We start from the raw sequence: 18,317 nt of genomic DNA, 5'->3' as shown, positions 1-18,317 counted from the left end.
GCAAACCCCGGCACAACCCCTCAGACGGCGGCGGGCGTCCCGGTGGGGGAGGGGCTGACGGGGGCGGGCTCGCCGTCGCGGACCCGCAGCGAGGTGACCACCCTGAGCGCGGCGATCCAGACCAGCGTCGAGCCCAGGACGTGCATGAGCACCAGCGCGGCCGGCACGGCCAGGAACCACTGCGTGTAGCCGATCACGCCCTGGAGCAGCTCCACGCCGAGCAGCGCCAGCGCCGCCCGCCTGGCGGGCCTCGGCGCGTTGGTCACGTGGAGGGCGAACAGCAGCGCGAACGTCAGCCCCACCACCAGGTAGGCCAGATCGGCGTGGAAGCGGGCCATGGCCTCGATGTCGAGGTCGAAGCGCGAGGCCATCTTGTCGCCCGAGTGCGGCCCCGTACCGCTGACCACGACCCCGGCCACCAGCAGCGCGAACGTCGCGGCCAGCAGCACGTGGCCGAGCCTGCGGATGTCGCGGTGGGTCACCCGGCGCACGGGGCCGTCGCCCTCGCCCGCGCGCGCGTACAACAGCCAGCAGACGGCGATCAGGCCGCTGGAGATCAGGTAGTGGGTGCCGACGGTGAACGGGTTGAGCATCGTGTTGACGACCAGCCCGCCCCACAGCGCCTGGGCGACGATGCCGGCCGGCTGCAGCCAGGCCAGGCGCACCAGCGAGACCCGGCGCGGGGCCAGCCGCAGCGCGGCCAGCACGCACGCGACGCCGACGGCCAGCACCAGGAACGTCAGCAGCCGGTTGCCGAACTCCACGGCCATGTTGAGCGGCGAGACCTCGGGGTGCGCCACCGGGACGAAGCTGTCGGGCGTGCACCTCGGCCAGGTCGGGCAGCCGAGCCCGGACTCGGTGACGCGCACGCCCGCCCCGGTCACCGTGATCCCCGCGTTGACCACCACGGACGCCAGCGCCCAGCCGCGCAGCGAGCGAGTCGTGGGTGCCCAGAAGGACAGCAGGAAACGCACGAAGGGGTTGGGGTTGTCCGTGGGTAGCTTCACGTCATCGATGGTAGGGGCCGGACCCGGCGGTCCCGCCACCGGGAACAGGCTTCTCAAGACCTCAAGGTATGTGACATATTACTGCGAGGAGGTGGTGATGTCCGACGTGATCGTCGTCGGCGCCGGAGTCGTGGGCGCGGCCTGCGCCTACTACGCCGCGCGCGCGGGCCTCGACGTGACCGTGGTCGACCGCGGGCCCGTGGCGGGCGGCACGACGGGCTCGGGCGAGGGCAACATCCTGGTGTCCGACAAGGAACCGGGGCCCGAGCTGGAGCTGGCCGTGCTGTCGAACCGGCTGTGGCGCGAGCTGGCCGAGCCGGGCGGGTTCGAGTTCGAGCCGAAGGGCGGGCTGGTCGTCGCCGAGACCGAGGACGTCCAGCGGCAGCTCACCGGCCTGGCCGCCAAGCAGGGCGTGGAGTACTCGCTCGTGGGGGCGTCCGAGCTGCGCGACCACGAGCCGCACCTGGCCGAGGGGCTGGCCGGCGGCGTCTTCTACCCGCAGGACGCGCAGGTGCAGCCCATGCTGGCCGCCGCCACCCTGCTCCGGCGCGGCGCCGGCGACCATGGGACCCTGCGGTTGCGTCTCGGGGTCGAGGTCACCGGCGTTCTCCGCTCCGGCGAGCGGGTGACGGGCGTGCGGACGTCCGGCGGCGACATCCTCGGGGACGCCGTCGTCAACGCGGCCGGCACCTGGGGCGGCGAGATCGCCGCGCTGGCCAGCGCCCACCTGCCGATCCTGCCCAGGCGCGGGTTCATCCTCGTCACCGAGCCCCTGCGCGAGCCGCTCATCCGGCACAAGGTCTACACCGCCGCCTACGTGACCAACGTGGCCAGCGACTCCGCCGGCCTGGAGACCTCGGCCGTCGTGGAGGGCACCCCTTCGGGGACCGTGCTCATCGGGGCCAGCAGGGAGCGGGTGGGGTTCGACCGGACGACGTCGGTGCCCGTCCTGTCGATGCTGGCCGCCCAGGCGGTCGCGCTCTTCCCCGCGCTGCGGGAGGTCCGGGCGATCAGGTCGTACTGCGGCTTCCGTCCGTACTGCCCCGACCACCTGCCCGTCATCGGCGCCGACCCGCGCGTGCCCGGGCTGTATCACGCGTGCGGCCACGAAGGGGCCGGCATCGGGCTCGCCCCCGCCACCGGGCACCTGCTCGCCCAGCTCCTCACCGGCGAACCGCCCGACCTGGACCTGACCCCCTTCCGCCCGGACCGCTTCACCGAGGAGGACTCGTGACCCGCCACGTTGCCGGCGAGGCGCCTGCGGCCCGCCATGTCGTTGCAAGGGAGGGCGTGTGACCTTCCACATCACCGTCGACGGGCGCAGCGTTCCCGTCGTGCCCGGACAGACGATCGGGGCGGCGCTGCACGCGGCCGGGGTGAAGTCGTGGCGCACCACCCGGTTCGGCGGACGGCCGCGCGGGCTGTTCTGCGGGATCGGGGTCTGCTTCGACTGCCTGATCTCGGTCAACGGGCGGGCGCCCGAGCGGGCGTGCCTGCTGGAGGCCGCACCTGGGGACGAGGTGACGACGGCGTGACGTACGACCTCGTGGTGGTCGGCGGTGGGCCCGCCGGTGTGGCGGGCGCGCTGACGGCGGCGCTGGCCGGGCTGAGCGTGGCGCTGGTGGACTCCGGGCCGCGGCTCGGCGGTCAGTACTTCCGGCACGCGCCCGTGCGGGAGGAAGGGCCCGAGCCGGGGGCCGGGCTGGCCCGGTTCCTGCGGCAGGCCGACGCCCTCGCCGCCCGCGCCGACGTGCTGTCGCGGCACCAGGTCTGGAACGTCTCCCACGACCCGGACGGCACCCTGACCGTGCACTGTCTGACCAGCACGCCGCCCACGCCACCCCGCCCGGCGAGCGCTACCGGCGCGGGTGCCGCCGGTGCGAGCCTCGGCGGCGTGAGTGCCGCTGGTGAGCGGGCTGTGGTGGTGCGGGCGCGGCGGTTGCTGATCGCCACCGGTGCGCATGATCGGCCGTTGCCGTTCCCCGGCTGGGACCTGCCCGGGGTGCTCACCGCCGGCGGCGCGCAGGCGCTGCTCAAGGGTGGCGGCGTCCTCGCGGGCCGCCGGGTCGTCGTCTCCGGCACCGGGCCGTTCCTGCTGCCGGTGGCCACCGGGCTGGCCGGGGCGGGAGCGCGGGTGCTCGGCGTGTACGAGGCCAACGGCGGGCTCGGGCTGGCCAGGCATCCGCTGCTCGCCCTGGGCAAGGCCGGTGAGGCGGCGGGGTACGCGGCCGCGCTGACCCGGCACCGGGTGCCGTACCGCACCCGTCAGGCGGTGGTCGCCGCCCACGGGGACACCGAGCTGGAGGCCGTGACCGTGGCCCGCCTCGACGCCGGCTGGAACGTTCTCGCCACCCGCGTCGTCCGCTGCGACGCCCTGGCCGTCGGTTACGGGTTCGTCCCGCAGATCGAACTGGGGACGCAACTCGGCTGCGCGACCAGGCACGACGTGGACGGCAGCCCCGTGCTGGCCGTGGACGCGACCCTGCGTACGAGCGTCCCCGGCGTGTGGGCGGCCGGCGAACCCGTGGGTGTGGGCGGATGGCGGCTGGCCGAACTGGAAGGCCGCCTCGCGGGCCGCGCCATCGCCGACGACGCGAGCCCAGGGGCTGGTGTCAGCGCGCAGGACGCGCCGCCGGCCCGCGGCGGCCCCGAAGGCGTGCCGGCCCGGCTTGCCCGGCGTAGGGAGCGGTGGCGGGCCTTCGGGGAGGCGTTGCAGCGGGCCTATCCCGTGCGGCCCGGCTGGCAGGGGTGGCTGAAGGACGACACGATCGTGTGCCGGTGCGAGGAGGTGCCGCTGGCGCGCGTACGCGAGGCGCAGCGGCTCGGCGCCACCGACGCGCGTGCGATCAAGCTCCTGGCCCGCCCCGGCATGGGCTGGTGCCAGGGCCGCGTCTGCGGCTACGCCGTCTCCTGCCTGGCCGGAGAGCGGTCCCAACAGCCGCCCCGCCGCCCCATAGCCCAGCCCGTCACCCTCGGCGCGCTCGCCACCATCGAAGCCCCCGGCCCCGACGACAACGGCGCCGAAGATCATCCCGCTCACTGAACCCCCCGCGACATGGAGGACTTCCCGATGGACAACCGCAGCAAGCCCTGGCACGGCGTCATGGTGGCCACCGCGCTGCCCCTGCGTGAGGACCTGTCGGTCGACTACGACGCCTACGCCGAGCACTGCCGCTGGCTGGTCGCCAACGGCTGTGACGGTGTCGTGCCGAACGGGTCGCTCGGCGAGTACCAGACGCTCACCCCGCAGGAGCGCGCCAAGGTGATCGAGACCGCCGTCGAAGCCGTCGGCGGGCCCGCCGTGATGGCCGGGGCGGGCGCGTACGGCGCCGCCGAGTCGCGCCGCTGGGCCGAGCAGGCGGGCGAGGCCGGGTGCGGCTCGGTGCTGCTGCTGCCCCCGAACGCCTACCGCGCCGACGAGCGCTCGGTCGTCGAGCACTACCGGGAGGTCGCCAAGGCGGGTGTGCCGGTCGTGGCCTACAACAACCCCCATGACACCAAGGTGGACCTCACCCCGGCGCTGCTGGCCAGGCTGCACGAGGAGGGGCTGATCGTGGCGGTCAAGGAGTTCACCGGGGACGTACGCCGCGCGTACGAGATCGCCGAGCTGGCCCCCGGGCTCGACCTGCTGATCGGCTCCGACGACGTGCTGCTCGAACTGGCCCTGGCCGGGGCGGTGGGCTGGATCGCCGGCTACCCCAACGCGCTGCCCGCCTCCAGCGACGCCCTCTACCGCGCCGCCGTCGCCGGCGACCTGGAGACGGCGCTGCCGCTCTACCGGGCCCTGCACCCGCTGCTGCGCTGGGACTCCAAGACCGAGTTCGTCCAGGCCATCAAGCTGTCGATGGACGTCGCCGGCCGGCACGGCGGCCCCTGCAGGCAGCCCCGGCAGCCGCTGACCGGCGAGCAGGAGGCTATCGTGCGGGCGGCGACCGAGAAGGCACTGGCAGAAGGGCTGCGATGAGGACCAAGCGCGTTTTCCACGCCGTCGACTCCCACACCGAGGGCATGCCGACCCGCGTCATCACCGGCGGCATCGGCGTGATCCCCGGCGGGAGCATGGCCGAGCGGCGCGTGTACTTCGGCGACCACCTCGATCACATCCGCACCCTGCTGATGACCGAGCCGCGCGGCCACTCGGCCATGAGCGGCGCCATCCTGCAGCCGCCGACCAGGCCGGACGTGGACTACGGCGTGCTGTTCATCGAGGTGTCGGGGCTGCTGCCGATGTGCGGCCACGGCACCATCGGCGTGGCGACCGTGCTGGTGGAGACCGGCATGGTGGAGGTCGTCGAGCCGGTCACGACCGTGCGCCTGGAGGTGCCCGCCGGGCTCGTCGAGGTGGACGTTGAGGTCGAGGACGGCATGGCCATGTCCGTGACGCTGCGCAACGTGCCCTCCTACTGCGACCGGCTGGACGCCTCGGTGAGCGTGCCGGGGTTCGGGGAGATCCCGTACGACCTCGCGTACGGCGGCAACTTCTACGCCGTCGTCGACCTGGACCGCTACGGCCTGCCGTTCGACCGCAAGGCCAAGAACGAGATCATCGCGGCCGGCCTGGCCACCATGGAGGCGATCAACGCCGCCGACGAGCCCGTCCACCGCGAGGACGACCGCATCCGCGGCTGCCACCACGTCTACTTCACCGCCCCCGGCTCCGACGCGCATCACTCGCGGCACGCCATGGCCATCCACCCCGGCTGGTTCGACCGCTCGCCCTGCGGCACCGGCACCAGCGCCCGCATGGCGCAGTTGCACGCCCGCGGCGAACTGCCGCTCGGCCGCGACTTCGTCAACGAGTCGTTCATCGGCACCCGGTTCATCGGCCGGCTGCTGGAGGAGACCGAGGTGGGCGGGCAGCCCGCCGTCCTGCCGTCGATCACCGGGCGGGCCTGGATCACCGGCACCGCCCAGTACTTCCTCGACCCGCGCGACCCGTTCCCCGCCGGGTTCGAGCTGTGAGGGGCCGGTCTTGATCACTACGGTCGACTACCACACGGCCGGTGAGCCGTTCAGGATCGTGACCGGCGGGGTGCCCGAGATCGCCGGCTCCGACGTGCTCGCGCGCCGGAGCACGGCGATGGCCGAGCTCGACGACGTGCGGCGGCTGCTGTGTCACGAGCCGCGCGGGCACGCCGACATGTACGGCTGCTTCCTGGTCCCGCCTGACGATCCGGGAGCCAGGTTCGGCGCGTTGTTCTGGCACAAGGACGGCTTCTCCACCGCCTGCGGGCACGGGACGATCGCGCTCGGCGCGTACGCCGTGCAGGAGGGCCTGGTCGAGGCCGACCCCGACGGCGTGACCGAGGTGGTCGTCGACGTGCCGTCGGGCCGGGTCAAGGCCCGGGTGCGTACGTCGGGCGGCCGGGTCACGTCCGTGACCTTCGTCAACGTGCCCTCGTACGTCATCGCCCGCGACGTGCCCGTGGCCGGGACGACCGTGGACGTCGCGTACGGCGGCGCCATCTACGCCTCGCTGCCCGCCTCGGCCGTCGGGCTGTCGGTCGAGCCCCGCCACGTGGACGCCCTCATCGGCCACGCCCGCCGGATCAAGGCGGAGCTCTCCGATCATCCGGCCGCCAGGCATCCGGACGAGCGGCTGTCCGGCGTGTACGGGGTGATCTTCCACGACGAGTTGCCCGACACGCTGCCTGACGAGCCGCCCGGCGACCTCTCCGGCGAGCCTCCCAGCAACGGTGGCGGTGGCGGCCCCGGTGGCGGCGGGGTCATACGGCAGCGGAACGTCACCGTGTTCGCCGACGGCGAGGTGGACCGGTCGCCCTGCGGCTCGGGGACCGCGGCCAGGATGGCGCTGCTGCACGACGAGGGCAGAACAGGCGAACTCCTCCATCTGAGCGTCGTGGGCAGCGTCTTCACCGCGCGCGTGGCGGAGGAGACCGATCGGGGAGTGGTCGTGGAGATCGACGGCATGGCGTACCGGACCGGGCGGCACACCTTCGAGCTCGACCCCGCCGACCCGTTCCCCACCGGGTTCACGCTGCGATGAGCGGGCTCCCGTACCTGGACGCGGCCACCCTGGAGCGGCTGGTGCCGATGGGGCGGGCCGTCACGGTCCTGGAGGAGGCGCTGCGCGCCGGCCTCGACCCCGAGGCCACGCCGCAGCGGCCGGTCGTTGACGTGCCGGCCGGGCAACTGCTGCTCATGCCCGCCGCCACCCGCCGGTACGCCGGCGTCAAGGCGGTCAGCATCGCCCCCGCGAACCCGGAGCGCGGGCTGCCCCGGATCCAGGGGACGTACCTGCTGTTCGACGGTGAGACCCTGGCGCCCCTGGCGGCCATGGACGGGATCGCGCTCACCTCGCTGCGCACGCCCGCCGTCTCCGCCCTGGCCGTCCGGCACCTGGCGGAGCCGGGGGCGCGGCGGCTGGTGGTGTTCGGCAGCGGGCCGCAGGCGTACGGGCACGTGCTGGCGCTGCGGGAGGTGCGGCCGGTCGAGGACGTCACCGTGGTCGGGCGCGACGCGGGACGCGCGGAGACGCTGGCCACCCGCTGCCGCGCCCTGGGCCTGACCGCCCGCGCCCTCACCGACGAAGGCGACGGGCCGGACGGGCAGGTGGCGCGGGCGCTGGCGGAGGCGGATCTCGTCGCCTGCTGCACCACCGCCAGGGAACCGCTGTTCCCCGGTAAGCTCACCCGCGACGGCGCCACCGTCGTCGCGGTCGGCTCGCACGAGCCCGACGCCCGCGAGCTCGACGGCGACCTCGTCGCGCGGGCCACCGTGGTCGTCGAGGCCAGGGCGGCCGCCCTGGAGGAGGCCGGAGACGTCATCATCCCGATGCGCCGGGGTACGATCTCCTCCCGCCATCTTGCCGGAAACCTCGCCGAGCTGATCGCCGGGCAGGTGATCACCGGCCCGGGGCCGCGCGTGTTCAAGAGCACGGGCATGGCGTGGGAGGACCTCGTGGTCGCGGCTGCCGCTTACGAGGCGTGGACGTAGACGCTTTCGAAGCGTGAACAGAGAGAGGATGGGCGGATGGCTGCCGAGGACCGGCTCGACCTGCCGATGGTGGGGGAGCGGCAGAGCCTGCGTGAGCAGGTCGCGCACGCGCTGCGGGCGGCGCTGATCACGGGGGAGATGCGGCCGGGGGTCGTCTACTCGGCGCCGGTGCTGGCCGCCCAGTTCGGCGTCTCGGCGACGCCCGTCCGTGAGGCCATGCTCGACCTGGCCAAGGAGGGCCTGGTCGAGGCGGTGCGCAACAAGGGCTTCCGGGTCACCGAGCTGTCCGACCGCGACCTCGACGAGCTCACCGAGATCCGCCAGCTCATCGAGGTGCCCACGGTGGCCAGGCTGGCCGACAGCTCGCGGGCGGAGGAGTTCGAGCGGCTGCGGCCCATCGCCGAGGAGATCGTCTCGGCCAGCGAGCGCGGTGACCTGCTCGCGTACGTGGACGCCGACCTGCGCTTCCACGTCGAGCTGCTGTCGCTGTGCGGCAACGCGCACCTGGTGTCGGTGGTACGCGACCTGCGCAACAGGGCCAGGCTCTACGGCCTGTCACAGCTGTCGGAACGCGGCACGCTGGGCGGCTCGGCCAGAGAGCACCTCGAACTGCTCGACGCGCTCAGCCGCGGCGACAGCGAGGCCGTCGGCACCCTCATGGCCGAGCACATCGGCCATGTCAGGGGCATCTGGGCCGAACACTGACCACCGAGCCCGAGTGCTGACCTGGTGAGCCCGGCAGCCGGGCCGGGCGCTGACGGCCCGGGTCCGGCAGGTGAGCCGAGCACTGAGCGCCCGCGTTCGGCAACCGGGCCGAGTGCTAACCCGGTGAGTTCCGACATTCGGGGATCAGACGCTCCCCGTTGGCGGTAATCTCATTTGCGGGCCGACCGGGCAAACGCCTCAGTGCGATCGCCGTCGGTCTCGCCATCTCGTCCCCGCCGGACCGGCCACCGTGCCGCTCCGACGGTGGCACCTGCCTGGTCAAGCGGACACCCGCACTCCGCTGACCTTCGCGGGCTCGGCACACCCCGCCCACCGAGGCCGAGCCCTCCGCCGCGCGCCCGGGACCCCATCCAACGGGCGCGCGGCGGCCGGCCGCCTCCGGCGGCGACATCCCACACCGGCCGCTTCCGGTCGCTTCCCTTCCCGCGCCGGCCGCTGCCCGTACCGGCCGCTTCCCGCGCCGACGGCTACTTCGCGCGCCGGGCCGCCCGCGTCGAGCCGAGGCTGGCGGCCACGATGCAGATGATCGCCGCCCACTGCTGCGCGTGCAGCAGCTCGCTCAGCAGCAGCACCCCGATCAGCGCCGCCACGGCCGGTTCGAGGCTCATCAGGATGCCGAACACGTGCTTGGGCATCCGCCGCAGCGCCTGCAGCTCCAGCGAGTAGGGGATCACCGACGACAGCAGCCCCACGCCGAGCCCGATCAGCAGCAGCTCGGGCCGCAGCAGCTCGGCCCCGCCGGTCGTGGCCCCGACCGGGGCGATCACCACGGCCGAGACGATCATCGCGAACGAGAGCCCGCTCGTGCCGGGGAAGCGCCGCCCGGCGGCGGCCGACAGCAGGATGTAGGCGGCCCAGCCCAGGGCGGCCAGCATGGCGAACCCGATGCCGGCCCACTGCACCGTGGCCGACTCGCCCCACGGCGCCAGCAGCGCGACCCCGGCCGCCGCCAGGCTGACCCACACCAGGTCGACCCGCCGCCGCGACGCCGCGACCGCCACGCCCAGCGGCCCGAGGAACTCGATGGCCACCGCGATCCCCATGGGCAGCCGCGACAGGGCCTCGTAGAAGGACAGGTTCATCAGAGCGAGGGTCAGGCCGAAGCCGAGCCCCACCGCCCAGTCACGCCACGACAGCCCCTTCAGCCTCGGCCTCGCGAACGCCCCCATGATGAGCGCCCCCGCCGTGATGCGCAGGAACACCACCGCGCTCGGCGGCAGCGCCGCGAACAGCTCCTTGGCGAACCCGGCGCCCAGCTGCACGGAGAAGATCGCCAGCACCACCAGCCCCGAGGGCGGGATGGAGTCGGCCGCGCTGCGCAGCAGGCTGCCCGGCCTGGGCAGGCCGGAGCCGCGGTCGTACGGGTCGTCGAGGGCGAAGGCGGTCACAGGACTCCTCTGGCGGATGCGAGGGGGACAACCGTCAGAGCTTACTCGGGCCCGGCGACATTCCCGTTTTGTGGCTGTACTACTGTTGATCGGGTCATTCTTCCAGGCCAACGAACCGCGGAGCACATGACGACCCCCGCTCCTCCCGTCAGTCTCGTCCGCCCGCCGCTGCCCTTGTCGGTGGCCTCGTTCATCAGCAGCTTCGACCGCTTCGCGGTGAGCCCCATGCTCGTGCTCATCGCCGACGATCTCGGCGTCTCCCTGTCGGCCGCGGTGGCCGCCGCCAGCGGCTACTACCTCGCGTACGGGCTGACCCAGCCGCTGTGGGGGCTGCTGTCGGACCGGCTCGGGCGGGTGCGGGTCATGCGCTGGGCGCTGTTCGGCGCCGCGGTGGCGGGCGCGGTCTCGGCGCTGATGCCCGTCCTGGGGACGCTCGTGCTGGCCAGGGTCGTGACCGGCGCCTGCTTCGGCGCGGTGATCCCGACGAGCCTGACGTACGTGGGCGACACCGTGCGTGCCGAGGTGCGCCAGCGCGCGCTCACCGACCTCATGGCCGCGGCCGCGCTCGGCACCGCCCTGGCCACGGGGCTCGGCGGGGTCGTCGCGGGTCTGGTGGACTGGCGGGTGGCCTTCACCGTGCCCGCCGTCTTCGCGCTGATCTGCGCGGTCGCGCTGCGCGTGCTGCCCGAGCCGCCCCGCCACGAGGGCGACGGCAGGGGCGTCGGCGGTTACCTGGGGGCGGTGCTGCGGCAGCGGTGGGCGCTGCTGGTGTTCGCGCTCGCCTTCACCGAAGGGGCGATCATGCTCGGCGCCATGCCCTTCCTGGCCCCCGCGCTGCAGCACACCGGGCTGGCCGCCGCCGTGGCAGGCCTGGCCATCACCGCGTACGGGCTGGGCCTGTGGGTCTTCGCCAAGCTGGTCAAGCACCTGTCGGGGCGCTGGCCCGTACCGCTGCTGATGCTCGTGGGCGGCGCGCAGCTCTGCGTCGGGTTCGCGATCGTCACGGTGAACGTCAGCGTGCCGTCCGTGGCCGTCACCGCGCTGCTGCTCGGCGGCGGCTGGTCGTTCCTGCACTCCTCGCTGCAGACCTGGGCCACCTCGGTCGTGCCCGAGGCCAGGGGGACGACCATCGCGTTCTTCGCCTGTTCGCTCTTCGTGGGCAGCGCGGTCGCCTCGTGGGCGGCCGGGCCGCTGGCCGAGGACGGGCGCTACGGGCTGCTGTTCGGCCTGGCCGCGGTCGCGGCGGTGCCGCTGACCGCCGTGGCCGCGCTCAGCCGCCGCCGCTACGGCGCCCTGCGCGCCGCCCGCCCGGATCCCCAGCCGGAGTAACCGCCGCCTGCGCCACTCCCACGCGCTACTCCCAGCGGAAGGTACGGGAGACCAGCGCCAGGGACAGCACCGCCCACCCGGCCAGCACGGCCACCGAGGCCGGCGGCAGCGCCGCGCCCTGGGAGAGCACGGCACGCAGCCCGCCGGTCAGCGCGGAGATGGGCAGCGCCTCCAGGAACGGCCGCAGGCCTTCGGGGAACTTCGTCAGCGGGAACATCACCCCGCCCGCCCCCAGCAGCACCAGGTAGACCAGGTTGGCGCCGGCCAGCGTGGCCTCGGCACGCAGGGTGCCCGCCATGAGCAGCCCCAGCCCGCTGAAGGCCGCGGTGCCGAGCACGACGAGCAGCGCCGCACCCAGGAACGAGCCCTGCGGCCGCCAGCCCAGCGCCAGCCCGACGGCCACGATGACCACCGCCTGAACCACCTCCACGCCGGCGACCGCCGCCGTCTTGGCCAGCATGAGCCCGCTCCTGGACAGCGGAGTGGCGCCCAGCCGCTTGAGCACGCCGTAGCGGCGCTCGAACCCGGTCGCGATGGCCTGCCCGGTGAAGGCGGTGGACATGACCGCCAGCGCCAGCACGCCGGGGACCAGGAAGTCGACCCGCCGCCCGCCGCCGACGTCGATCAGCGGCGCCAGCGAGAAGCCGGTCAGCAGCAGCACGGGGATGACCAGGGTCAGCAGGAGCTGCTCGCCGTTGCGCAGCATCGCGCGGATCTCCGCGCCCGCCTGCGCCAGCACCATGCGCCCGAACGGCGCCGCGCCGGGCGCGGGGGTGAGATCGAGCGTGGTCATCGCAGCTCCCTGCCGGTCAGTTCGAGGAAGACGTCTTCGAGGGTGCGCCGCTCGATGCGCAGGTCGTCGGCGGTGACGCCCTCGGCCGCGCACCAGGCCGTCACCGTGGCCAGCAGCTCGGGCCCCACCTGGCCCTCGATGATGTAGTGACCGGAGGGCGACTCCTTGGCCGCGCTGCCCGCGGGGAGCGCGTTGAGCAGCTCTTCCAGGCCCAGCCCCGGCCTGGCCCTGAACCGGAGCTGGCGCTCGGCCCCGGTCAGCGAGGCGGGGCTGCCCTCGGCCACCACGCGGCCCTTGTCGATGATCACCACGTGGTCGGCCAGGCGCTCGGCCTCGTCCATGTGGTGCGTGGTCAGCACCACCGACACGCCCGCCTGGCGCAGCTCGGCCACCAGCTCCCAGCAGGCGTGCCTGGCCTGCGGGTCGAGGCCCGCCGTCGGCTCGTCGAGGAAGACCAGCTCGGGCCGGCCGACGACGGCCGCGGCCAGCGAGAGCCGCTGCTGCTGCCCGCCGGACAGCCGCCGGTAGGGGGTGCGGGCGTGGTCGGTGAGGCCCAGCCGGGCCAGCAGCGCGCCGGGGTCGAGCGGGCCGGCGTAGAAGCGGGAGACCAGCCGCAGCCACTCGCCGCAGCGCATCGCCGGGGGCACGCCGCCCGCCTGCAGCATGACGCCCACCCGCGCGCGCAGCTCGGGCCGGGCAGGGGACAGGCCGAGCACCTTGACCGTGCCCGCGTCGGCCGCGCGGAAGCCCTCGCAGATCTCCACCGTGGACGTCTTGCCCGCGCCGTTGGGGCCGAGCACCGCGGTGACCGCTCCGCGCTCGGCCCGCAGCGTGAGGCCGTCGACGGCGGTGTTGCCGCCGTAGCGTTTGACCAGGTCGACGATCTCGACGGCTGGGGAGTCCATGTCACGAGTTTAGGGACTCCACCGGACGGTCCCGGCCTCAGGTGAGCATGACCGCATGGGCGGGGCTCTCCCGCCGGGCGCGGCTTCTCCGGAAATATCTGATAACCGGGAATTAGGAGGACCGGAACGTGGTTGGATCCCTCGGCCCTCGGGGGCCACAGGTCCGCGAGGGAAAAGGGGTTCACGCATGTCCGTGGCAGAAGCCACGCCCGCAGTCATGTCCGCCGTCGTCCAGCAGGAGCACAAGCGCCGCCGCGGCCTTCTGCTGCTGATCCTCGGAGCGCTGTCGGCGATCGGGCCGCTCTCCATCGACATGTACCTCCCCGCCCTGCCGGCCATCACCTCCGAGATGCTCAGCGCGCCGGCGCAGGTGCAGCTGACGCTCACCGCGTGCCTCATCGGCGTCTCCGTGGGGCAGATCATCGCCGGCCCGCTCAGCGACGTGCGCGGGCGGCGGGTGCCGCTCATGGTGGGCGTGGCCGGGTTCATGGTCGCCTCGCTGCTGTGCGCGTTCGCGCCCTCGGTGCCGATGCTCATCGCCTTCCGCCTGCTGCAGGGCATGCTGGGCGGCGCCGCGCTGGTCATCGTGCGGGCCGTCGTGCGCGACCTGTACGACGGGGCCGCCATCGCCCGCATCTTCGCCACGCTGATGCTCGTCAGCGGCCTGGCGCCGATTCTGGCCCCGATCGCCGGGGCGCAGCTGCTGGCGTTCACCTCGTGGCGGGGCGTCTTCGTCGCGCTCAGCGTCGCGGGGATCGTGCTGCTGCTGGCCGTGCTGTCGGGCGTACGCGAGACGCTGCCCCCGGCCGCGCGGGAGAGCGGCGGGCTCAAGCACACCGCGCGCACGTTCTGGCAACTGCTGCGCGACCGCACGTTCATGGGCTACGCCCTCACCGGCGGGCTGGCGTTCGGGGCCATGTTCGGCTACATCTCGGGCTCGCCGTTCGTGCTCCAGGAGGTGTACGGCGCCACGCCCCAGCAGTACTCGCTCATCTTCGGCCTCAACGCCCTGGCCCTGACCGGCACCGCCCAGCTCGGCGGCCGCCTGTCCGGACGGGTGCCGCCCGTCCTGCTGGTCCGCGTCGGGCTCGGCATCGGCCTGACCGGCGCGGCCCTGCTGATGGCCGCCGCGCTGGCGGGCCTCGGCCTGTGGGGCATCGTGGCCGGGCTGTTCGTCATCATGCTCGGCCAGGGCCTGACCCTGCCCGGCACCGGCGCGCTGGCACTGGGCTCGCAGCCGGCGCACGTCGCGGGCAGCGCCTCGGCCCTGACGGGGGTGCTGCAGTTCGCGCTGGGCGCCGCCGCGGCCCCGCTGGTCGGACTCGCCGGATCCGGCACCGCCGTGCCCATGGCGTGTGTCATGCTCGGACTCATCCTGTGCTCGGTGCTCTCGTTCACGTTCCTGAGCCAGGCGAAGGTTAGGTAAGGCTACCCTGCGTGACAAATTCCATTCCCGCCCCTGCTCGGATCCGTTTGGAAAGCGGGAAGGAATTACGGCACACTGATGTTGTGAAAAACATGCCCACGATGGAGCCAGGCAACGAGCGCGGTACCCGTGCCCGTGTCGCCAGGCTGATTCTTGAGCATGGTCCCGTCGCGGCCGCGGCTCTCGGCGAGCGGCTCGGGCTCACGCCCGCCGCCGTCCGGCGTCACCTCGACGCGCTGCTGGCCGACGGGATGATCGAGCCTCGTACGGTACGCCCCCGCGGGCAACGCGGGCGCGGACGGCCCGCCAAGCTGTTCGCGATCACCGACGCGGGGCGGAGTGCTTTCGAGCACGCCTATGACGACCTGGCCGGGAGCGCGCTGCGTTTCCTGGCCGAGCGCATGGGAGAGCAAGCCGTGGCCGACTTCGCCCGCGAGCAGGTGTCGAGCCTGCTGGAGCGGCTGGAGCCGGTCATGCGGGCGGTGCCGGCGGATCAGCGCGTGCAGGTGCTGGCGCAGGCGCTGTCGGCGGAGGGGTATGCCGCCTCGGCCAGCAAGGCCAAGTCGGGTGGCGACCAGCTCTGCCAGCACCACTGCCCGGTGGCGCACGCGGCCGCGGAGTTCCCGCAGCTGTGTGAGGCCGAGACGGAGGCGTTCGCGCAGCTGCTCGGCACGCCGGTGCAGCGCCTGGCCACGATCGCCCACGGCGACGGGGTGTGCACGACGCACGTGTCGCCGCAGTCGTTGAGCGATTCCGCACATAGAGACAAGAGCAAGGAGACCGGAAGGTGACTGTCACCGACCGCCCGGAGCTGGAAGGCCTCGGGAATTACAAGTTCGGCTGGGCCGACCCGGATGCCGCGGGCGCGGCGGCCAAGCGAGGCCTGTCCGAGGAGGTCGTCCGCAACATCTCCGGACTCAAGAACGAGCCGGAATGGATGCTCGACCTTCGCCTGAAGGGGCTCCGCCTGTTCGACAGGAAGCCGCTGCCGACCTGGGGCTCCGACCTCACCGGCATCGACTTCGACAACATCAAGTACTTCGTGCGCTCCACTGAGAAGCAGGCCGCTTCCTGGGACGAGCTGCCCGCCGACATCAAGAACACCTACGACAAGCTCGGCATCCCCGAGGCGGAGAAGCAGCGCCTCATCGCCGGCGTCGCCGCCCAGTACGAGTCCGAGGTCGTCTACCACAAGATCCGTGAGGACCTTGAGGAGAAGGGCGTCATCTTCGTCGACACCGACACGGGCCTGAAGGAGCACGAGGAGCTCTTCAAGGAGTACTTCGGCTCGGTGATCCCGGTGGGCGACAACAAGTTCGCCGCGCTCAACACCTCCGTGTGGTCCGGTGGCTCGTTCATCTACGTGCCGCCGAACGTCGAGGTCGAGATCCCGCTGCAGGCCTACTTCCGGATCAACACCGAGAACATGGGCCAGTTCGAGCGGACTCTGATCATCGTCGACGAGAACAGCTACGTCCATTACGTCGAGGGCTGCACCGCGCCGATCTACTCCTCCGACTCGCTGCACAGCGCGGTCGTCGAGATCATCGTGAAGAAGAACGCCCGCTGCCGTTACACGACCATCCAGAACTGGTCCAACAACGTCTACAACCTGGTCACCAAGCGCGCCGTCGCCTACGAGGGCGCGACCATGGAGTGGATCGACGGCAACATCGGCTCCAAGGTCACGATGAAGTACCCGGCCGTCTACCTCATGGGCGAGCACGCCAAGGGCGAGACGCTGAGCGTCGCGTTCGCCGGCGAGGGCCAGCACCAGGACGCCGGCTCCAAGATGGTGCACCTGGCGCCCAACACCAGCTCCACCGTCATCTCCAAGTCGGTGGCGCGCGGCGGCGGCCGCACCTCCTACCGCGGTCTCGTGCAGATCGAGGAGGGCGCCCACGGCAGCGCCAGCACCGTCAAGTGCGACGCGCTGCTGGTCGACCAGATCAGCCGCTCCGACACCTACCCCTACGTCGACGTCCGCGAGGACGACGTCTCGATGGGCCACGAGGCCACGGTCTCCAAGGTCAGCGAGGACCAGCTCTTCTACCTCATGAGCCGCGGTCTCGGCGAGGACGAGGCGATGGCGATGATCGTGCGCGGCTTCGTCGAGCCGATCGCGCGCGAGCTGCCCATGGAATACGCGCTTGAGCTCAACCGGCTGATCGAGCTGCAGATGGAAGGAGCCGTCGGCTGATGGGCCTGAACGAGAAGCCCCTGTCGACCCTGCACGAGAAGGCGTCCTACGACCTGGCCGACTTCGACGTCCCGACCGGGCGCGAGGAGGCGTGGCGCTTCACGCCGCTCGCCCGCCTGAAGGGCCTGCACAACGGCAAGGCCGAGGCCGCCGGTCACGTCAGGGTCGACGTCGAGGCCGCGCCCGAGGTCACCGTGGAGACGGTCGGCCGCGACGACGCCCGCGTGGGCAAGTCGTTCATGCCGGGCGACCGGGTGAGCGCCCAGGCCTGGAACAGCTTCGAGAAGGCCACCGTGATCACGGTGCCGCGCGAGGCCGTCACGTCCAAGCCCACCGTGCTCACGCTGACCGGCTCCGGCGACGGCGCCGCCTACGGCCACATCGTGGTCAGGGTCGAGCCGATGGCCGAGGCCGTGCTCGTGCTCGACCACAAGGGCAGCGCCGTCTACGCCGACAACATCGAGTTCGTCGTCGGCGACGGCGCCAGCCTCAAGGTCGTCAGCCTGCAGGACTGGGACGACGACGCCGTCCACGTCTCCTCCCACCACGCCCAGCTGGCCAAGGACGCGACGTTCCGCAGCTTCGTGGTGACCTTCGGCGGCGACCTCGTCCGCCTGTCGCCCAGCGTCACCTACAGCGCCCCCGGCGGCGACGCCGACATGTCCGGCGTCTACTTCGTCGACGCGGGCCAGCACCTGGAGCACCGCCTCCTGGTCGACCACTCGCAGCCCAACTGCAAGAGCAACGTCGACTACCGCGGCGCCCTCCAGGGCGACCGGGCGCACGCCGTCTGGATCGGCGACGTGATCATCAGGGTCGAGGCCGAGGGCACCGACACCTACGAGCTCAACCGCAACCTCATCCTCACCGACGGCGCCCGCGCCGACTCGGTGCCCAACCTGGAGATCCTCACCGGCGAGGTCGCAGGAGCGGGGCACGCCTCCGCCTCCGGCCGGCTCGACGACGAGCACATCTTCTACCTCCAGGCCCGCGGCATCCCCTATGACGAGGCCCGCCGCCTGGTCGTGCGGGGCTTCCTCGGCCAGCTCATCGAGAAGATCGAGATCGCCGAGATCCGCGAGCGCGTCCTGAACGCCCTGGAGGCCGAGCTCAGCACCTCCGAGTCCGCCGCCGTATCCCATGCGGCCGAGTCCGCCGCTGTATCGAACAACGCGGCCGAGTCCGCCGCTGTATCGAACAACGCGGCCGAGTCCGCCGCTGTATCGAACAACGCGGCCGAGTCCGCCGCGGAGCCCGTTCGATGAGCTTCGAGAAGGTGTGCAAGGTCGAGGACATCCCCGAAGGGGGCGTCCTCGGCGTCGAGGTCGGCGCGGACGAGACGCCGGTGGCGCTGGTCCGCAAGGGCGAAGAGGTCTTCGCCCTGCACGACGTCTGCTCCCACGCCGAGGTCAAGCTCAGCGAGGGAGAGGTCTACGACGGCACCCTGGAGTGCTGGCTGCACGGCTCGTGCTTCGACATCCACACCGGCAAGCCCACAGGGCCGCCCGCGACCCAGCCCGTGACCGTCTACACAGTCAAGATCGACGGCGATGACGTGCTCGTCTCGCTCTCGAAGGAGTCCTAAG

Annotated in this window: 18 protein-coding genes; 14 read left to right on the top strand and 4 right to left on the bottom strand. The window is 72.6% G+C overall.

The features are described from left to right. Positions 1 to 20 precede the first annotated feature (20 nt). Positions 21 to 1,007, bottom strand: coding sequence for a COX15/CtaA family protein (locus AB0C28_RS46975; RefSeq protein WP_358082635.1), 987 nt, complete (start codon positions 1,005 to 1,007; stop codon positions 21 to 23). 97 nt (positions 1,008 to 1,104) lie between these two features. On the opposite strand from AB0C28_RS46975, the gene AB0C28_RS46970 reads away from it, so the two are divergent. Genes AB0C28_RS46970 through AB0C28_RS46935 form a run of 8 tightly spaced genes read left to right on the top strand, consistent with a single transcriptional unit; the run spans position 1,105 to position 8,669 of the window. Further along, the gene (locus AB0C28_RS46970) at positions 1,105 to 2,241 is read left to right on the top strand and encodes an FAD-dependent oxidoreductase (protein WP_358082632.1); all 1,137 of its coding nucleotides are present in this window, start codon (positions 1,105 to 1,107) and stop codon (positions 2,239 to 2,241) included. Between the two features lie 58 nt (positions 2,242 to 2,299). Continuing rightward, entirely contained in the window at positions 2,300 to 2,542 is a 243-nt protein-coding gene (locus tag AB0C28_RS46965; protein ID WP_219912407.1) for a (2Fe-2S)-binding protein, read from the top strand. Further along, the gene (locus tag AB0C28_RS46960; RefSeq protein WP_358082629.1) at positions 2,539 to 4,050 is read left to right on the top strand and encodes an NAD(P)/FAD-dependent oxidoreductase; all 1,512 of its coding nucleotides are present in this window, start codon (positions 2,539 to 2,541) and stop codon (positions 4,048 to 4,050) included. Before AB0C28_RS46965 ends, AB0C28_RS46960 begins: the two co-directional genes overlap by 4 nt. A gap of 27 nt (positions 4,051 to 4,077) precedes the next feature. Further along, on the top strand, positions 4,078 to 4,971 hold the full coding sequence (locus AB0C28_RS46955; protein WP_357854354.1) for a dihydrodipicolinate synthase family protein: 894 nt from the start codon (positions 4,078 to 4,080) through the stop codon (positions 4,969 to 4,971). Further along, complete coding sequence (locus tag AB0C28_RS46950; protein WP_358082626.1) at positions 4,968 to 5,969, top strand: proline racemase family protein; 1,002 nt, start codon at positions 4,968 to 4,970, stop codon at positions 5,967 to 5,969. The genes AB0C28_RS46955 and AB0C28_RS46950 overlap by 4 nt, the downstream gene beginning before the upstream one ends. Positions 5,970 to 5,979: 10 nt before the next feature. Further along, positions 5,980 to 7,014, top strand: a complete 1,035-nt coding sequence (locus AB0C28_RS46945) for a proline racemase family protein (protein WP_357854348.1) — start codon at positions 5,980 to 5,982, stop codon at positions 7,012 to 7,014. Continuing rightward, positions 7,011 to 7,964, top strand: a complete 954-nt coding sequence (locus AB0C28_RS46940; protein WP_358082623.1) for an ornithine cyclodeaminase family protein — start codon at positions 7,011 to 7,013, stop codon at positions 7,962 to 7,964. The genes AB0C28_RS46945 and AB0C28_RS46940 overlap by 4 nt, the downstream gene beginning before the upstream one ends. A 36-nt stretch (positions 7,965 to 8,000) precedes the next feature. Beyond that, on the top strand, positions 8,001 to 8,669 hold the full coding sequence (locus tag AB0C28_RS46935; protein ID WP_346111527.1) for a GntR family transcriptional regulator: 669 nt from the start codon (positions 8,001 to 8,003) through the stop codon (positions 8,667 to 8,669). Positions 8,670 to 9,157: 488 nt separating this feature from the next. Here the strand turns inward: AB0C28_RS46935 and AB0C28_RS46930 are convergent, their stop codons facing one another. Further along, a complete protein-coding gene (locus AB0C28_RS46930; RefSeq protein WP_358082620.1) occupies positions 9,158 to 10,078 on the bottom strand; it encodes an EamA family transporter in 921 nt (306 codons plus the stop codon). A gap of 126 nt (positions 10,079 to 10,204) precedes the next feature. Here AB0C28_RS46930 and AB0C28_RS46925 point away from each other — a divergent pair, with 126 nt between their 5' ends. After that, on the top strand, positions 10,205 to 11,407 hold the full coding sequence (locus tag AB0C28_RS46925; protein ID WP_358082617.1) for an MFS transporter: 1,203 nt from the start codon (positions 10,205 to 10,207) through the stop codon (positions 11,405 to 11,407). A gap of 25 nt (positions 11,408 to 11,432) precedes the next feature. On the opposite strand, the gene AB0C28_RS46920 is transcribed toward AB0C28_RS46925, so the two are convergent. Both AB0C28_RS46920 and AB0C28_RS46915 read right to left on the bottom strand, forming a co-directional pair. After that, the gene (locus AB0C28_RS46920) at positions 11,433 to 12,200 is read right to left on the bottom strand and encodes an ABC transporter permease (RefSeq protein WP_357854336.1); all 768 of its coding nucleotides are present in this window, start codon (positions 12,198 to 12,200) and stop codon (positions 11,433 to 11,435) included. Then, positions 12,197 to 13,105: an ABC transporter ATP-binding protein gene (locus AB0C28_RS46915; protein ID WP_357854333.1), complete on the bottom strand. Its 909-nt coding sequence runs from the start codon at positions 13,103 to 13,105 to the stop codon at positions 12,197 to 12,199. Before AB0C28_RS46915 ends, AB0C28_RS46920 begins: the two co-directional genes overlap by 4 nt. 187 nt (positions 13,106 to 13,292) lie before the next feature. Between AB0C28_RS46915 and AB0C28_RS46910 the strand changes: the two genes are divergently transcribed. From AB0C28_RS46910 to AB0C28_RS46890, 5 genes are all read left to right on the top strand, one after another. Next, on the top strand, positions 13,293 to 14,531 hold the full coding sequence (locus tag AB0C28_RS46910) for a multidrug effflux MFS transporter (RefSeq protein ID WP_357854330.1): 1,239 nt from the start codon (positions 13,293 to 13,295) through the stop codon (positions 14,529 to 14,531). Positions 14,532 to 14,623: 92 nt separating this feature from the next. Then, positions 14,624 to 15,322: a metalloregulator ArsR/SmtB family transcription factor gene (locus AB0C28_RS46905; RefSeq protein ID WP_346111573.1), complete on the top strand. Its 699-nt coding sequence runs from the start codon at positions 14,624 to 14,626 to the stop codon at positions 15,320 to 15,322. Then, complete coding sequence (gene sufB / locus AB0C28_RS46900; RefSeq protein WP_357854327.1) at positions 15,319 to 16,731, top strand: Fe-S cluster assembly protein SufB; 1,413 nt, start codon at positions 15,319 to 15,321, stop codon at positions 16,729 to 16,731. Before AB0C28_RS46905 ends, sufB begins: the two co-directional genes overlap by 4 nt. Next, positions 16,731 to 17,996 carry a Fe-S cluster assembly protein SufD gene (gene sufD / locus AB0C28_RS46895; RefSeq protein ID WP_358082614.1) on the top strand — a complete coding sequence of 422 codons (1,266 nt, stop codon included), beginning with the start codon at positions 16,731 to 16,733 and terminating at the stop codon, positions 17,994 to 17,996. The genes sufB and sufD overlap by 1 nt, the downstream gene beginning before the upstream one ends. Next, entirely contained in the window at positions 17,993 to 18,316 is a 324-nt protein-coding gene (locus AB0C28_RS46890) for a non-heme iron oxygenase ferredoxin subunit (protein WP_357854321.1), read from the top strand. The genes sufD and AB0C28_RS46890 overlap by 4 nt, the downstream gene beginning before the upstream one ends. Position 18,317: the final 1 nt, after the last annotated feature.

The organism is Nonomuraea sp. NPDC048892, assembly GCF_040649735.1.
GTDB lineage: Bacteria > Actinomycetota > Actinomycetes > Streptosporangiales > Streptosporangiaceae > Nonomuraea > Nonomuraea maheshkhaliensis.
This window is presented reverse-complemented; position numbering and strand designations above follow the sequence as displayed.

Bases quoted from the DNA above. Each gene is read 5' to 3' on its own strand.
- AB0C28_RS46970 (WP_358082632.1), top strand. From the start codon at position 1,105: ATGTCCGACGTGATCGTCGTCGGCGCCGGAGTCGTGGGCGCGGCCTGC.
- AB0C28_RS46955 (WP_357854354.1), top strand. From the start codon at position 4,078: ATGGACAACCGCAGCAAGCCCTGGCACGGCGTCATGGTGGCCACCGCG.
- AB0C28_RS46950 (WP_358082626.1), top strand. From the start codon at position 4,968: ATGAGGACCAAGCGCGTTTTCCACGCCGTCGACTCCCACACCGAGGGC.
- AB0C28_RS46940 (WP_358082623.1), top strand. From the start codon at position 7,011: ATGAGCGGGCTCCCGTACCTGGACGCGGCCACCCTGGAGCGGCTGGTG.
- AB0C28_RS46935 (WP_346111527.1), top strand. From the start codon at position 8,001: ATGGCTGCCGAGGACCGGCTCGACCTGCCGATGGTGGGGGAGCGGCAG.
- AB0C28_RS46925 (WP_358082617.1), top strand. From the start codon at position 10,205: ATGACGACCCCCGCTCCTCCCGTCAGTCTCGTCCGCCCGCCGCTGCCC.
- AB0C28_RS46920 (WP_357854336.1), bottom strand. From the start codon at position 12,200: ATGACCACGCTCGATCTCACCCCCGCGCCCGGCGCGGCGCCGTTCGGG.
- AB0C28_RS46915 (WP_357854333.1), bottom strand. From the start codon at position 13,105: ATGGACTCCCCAGCCGTCGAGATCGTCGACCTGGTCAAACGCTACGGC.
- AB0C28_RS46910 (WP_357854330.1), top strand. From the start codon at position 13,293: ATGTCCGTGGCAGAAGCCACGCCCGCAGTCATGTCCGCCGTCGTCCAG.
- AB0C28_RS46905 (WP_346111573.1), top strand. From the start codon at position 14,624: ATGCCCACGATGGAGCCAGGCAACGAGCGCGGTACCCGTGCCCGTGTC.
- sufD (WP_358082614.1), top strand. From the start codon at position 16,731: ATGGGCCTGAACGAGAAGCCCCTGTCGACCCTGCACGAGAAGGCGTCC.
- AB0C28_RS46890 (WP_357854321.1), top strand. From the start codon at position 17,993: ATGAGCTTCGAGAAGGTGTGCAAGGTCGAGGACATCCCCGAAGGGGGC.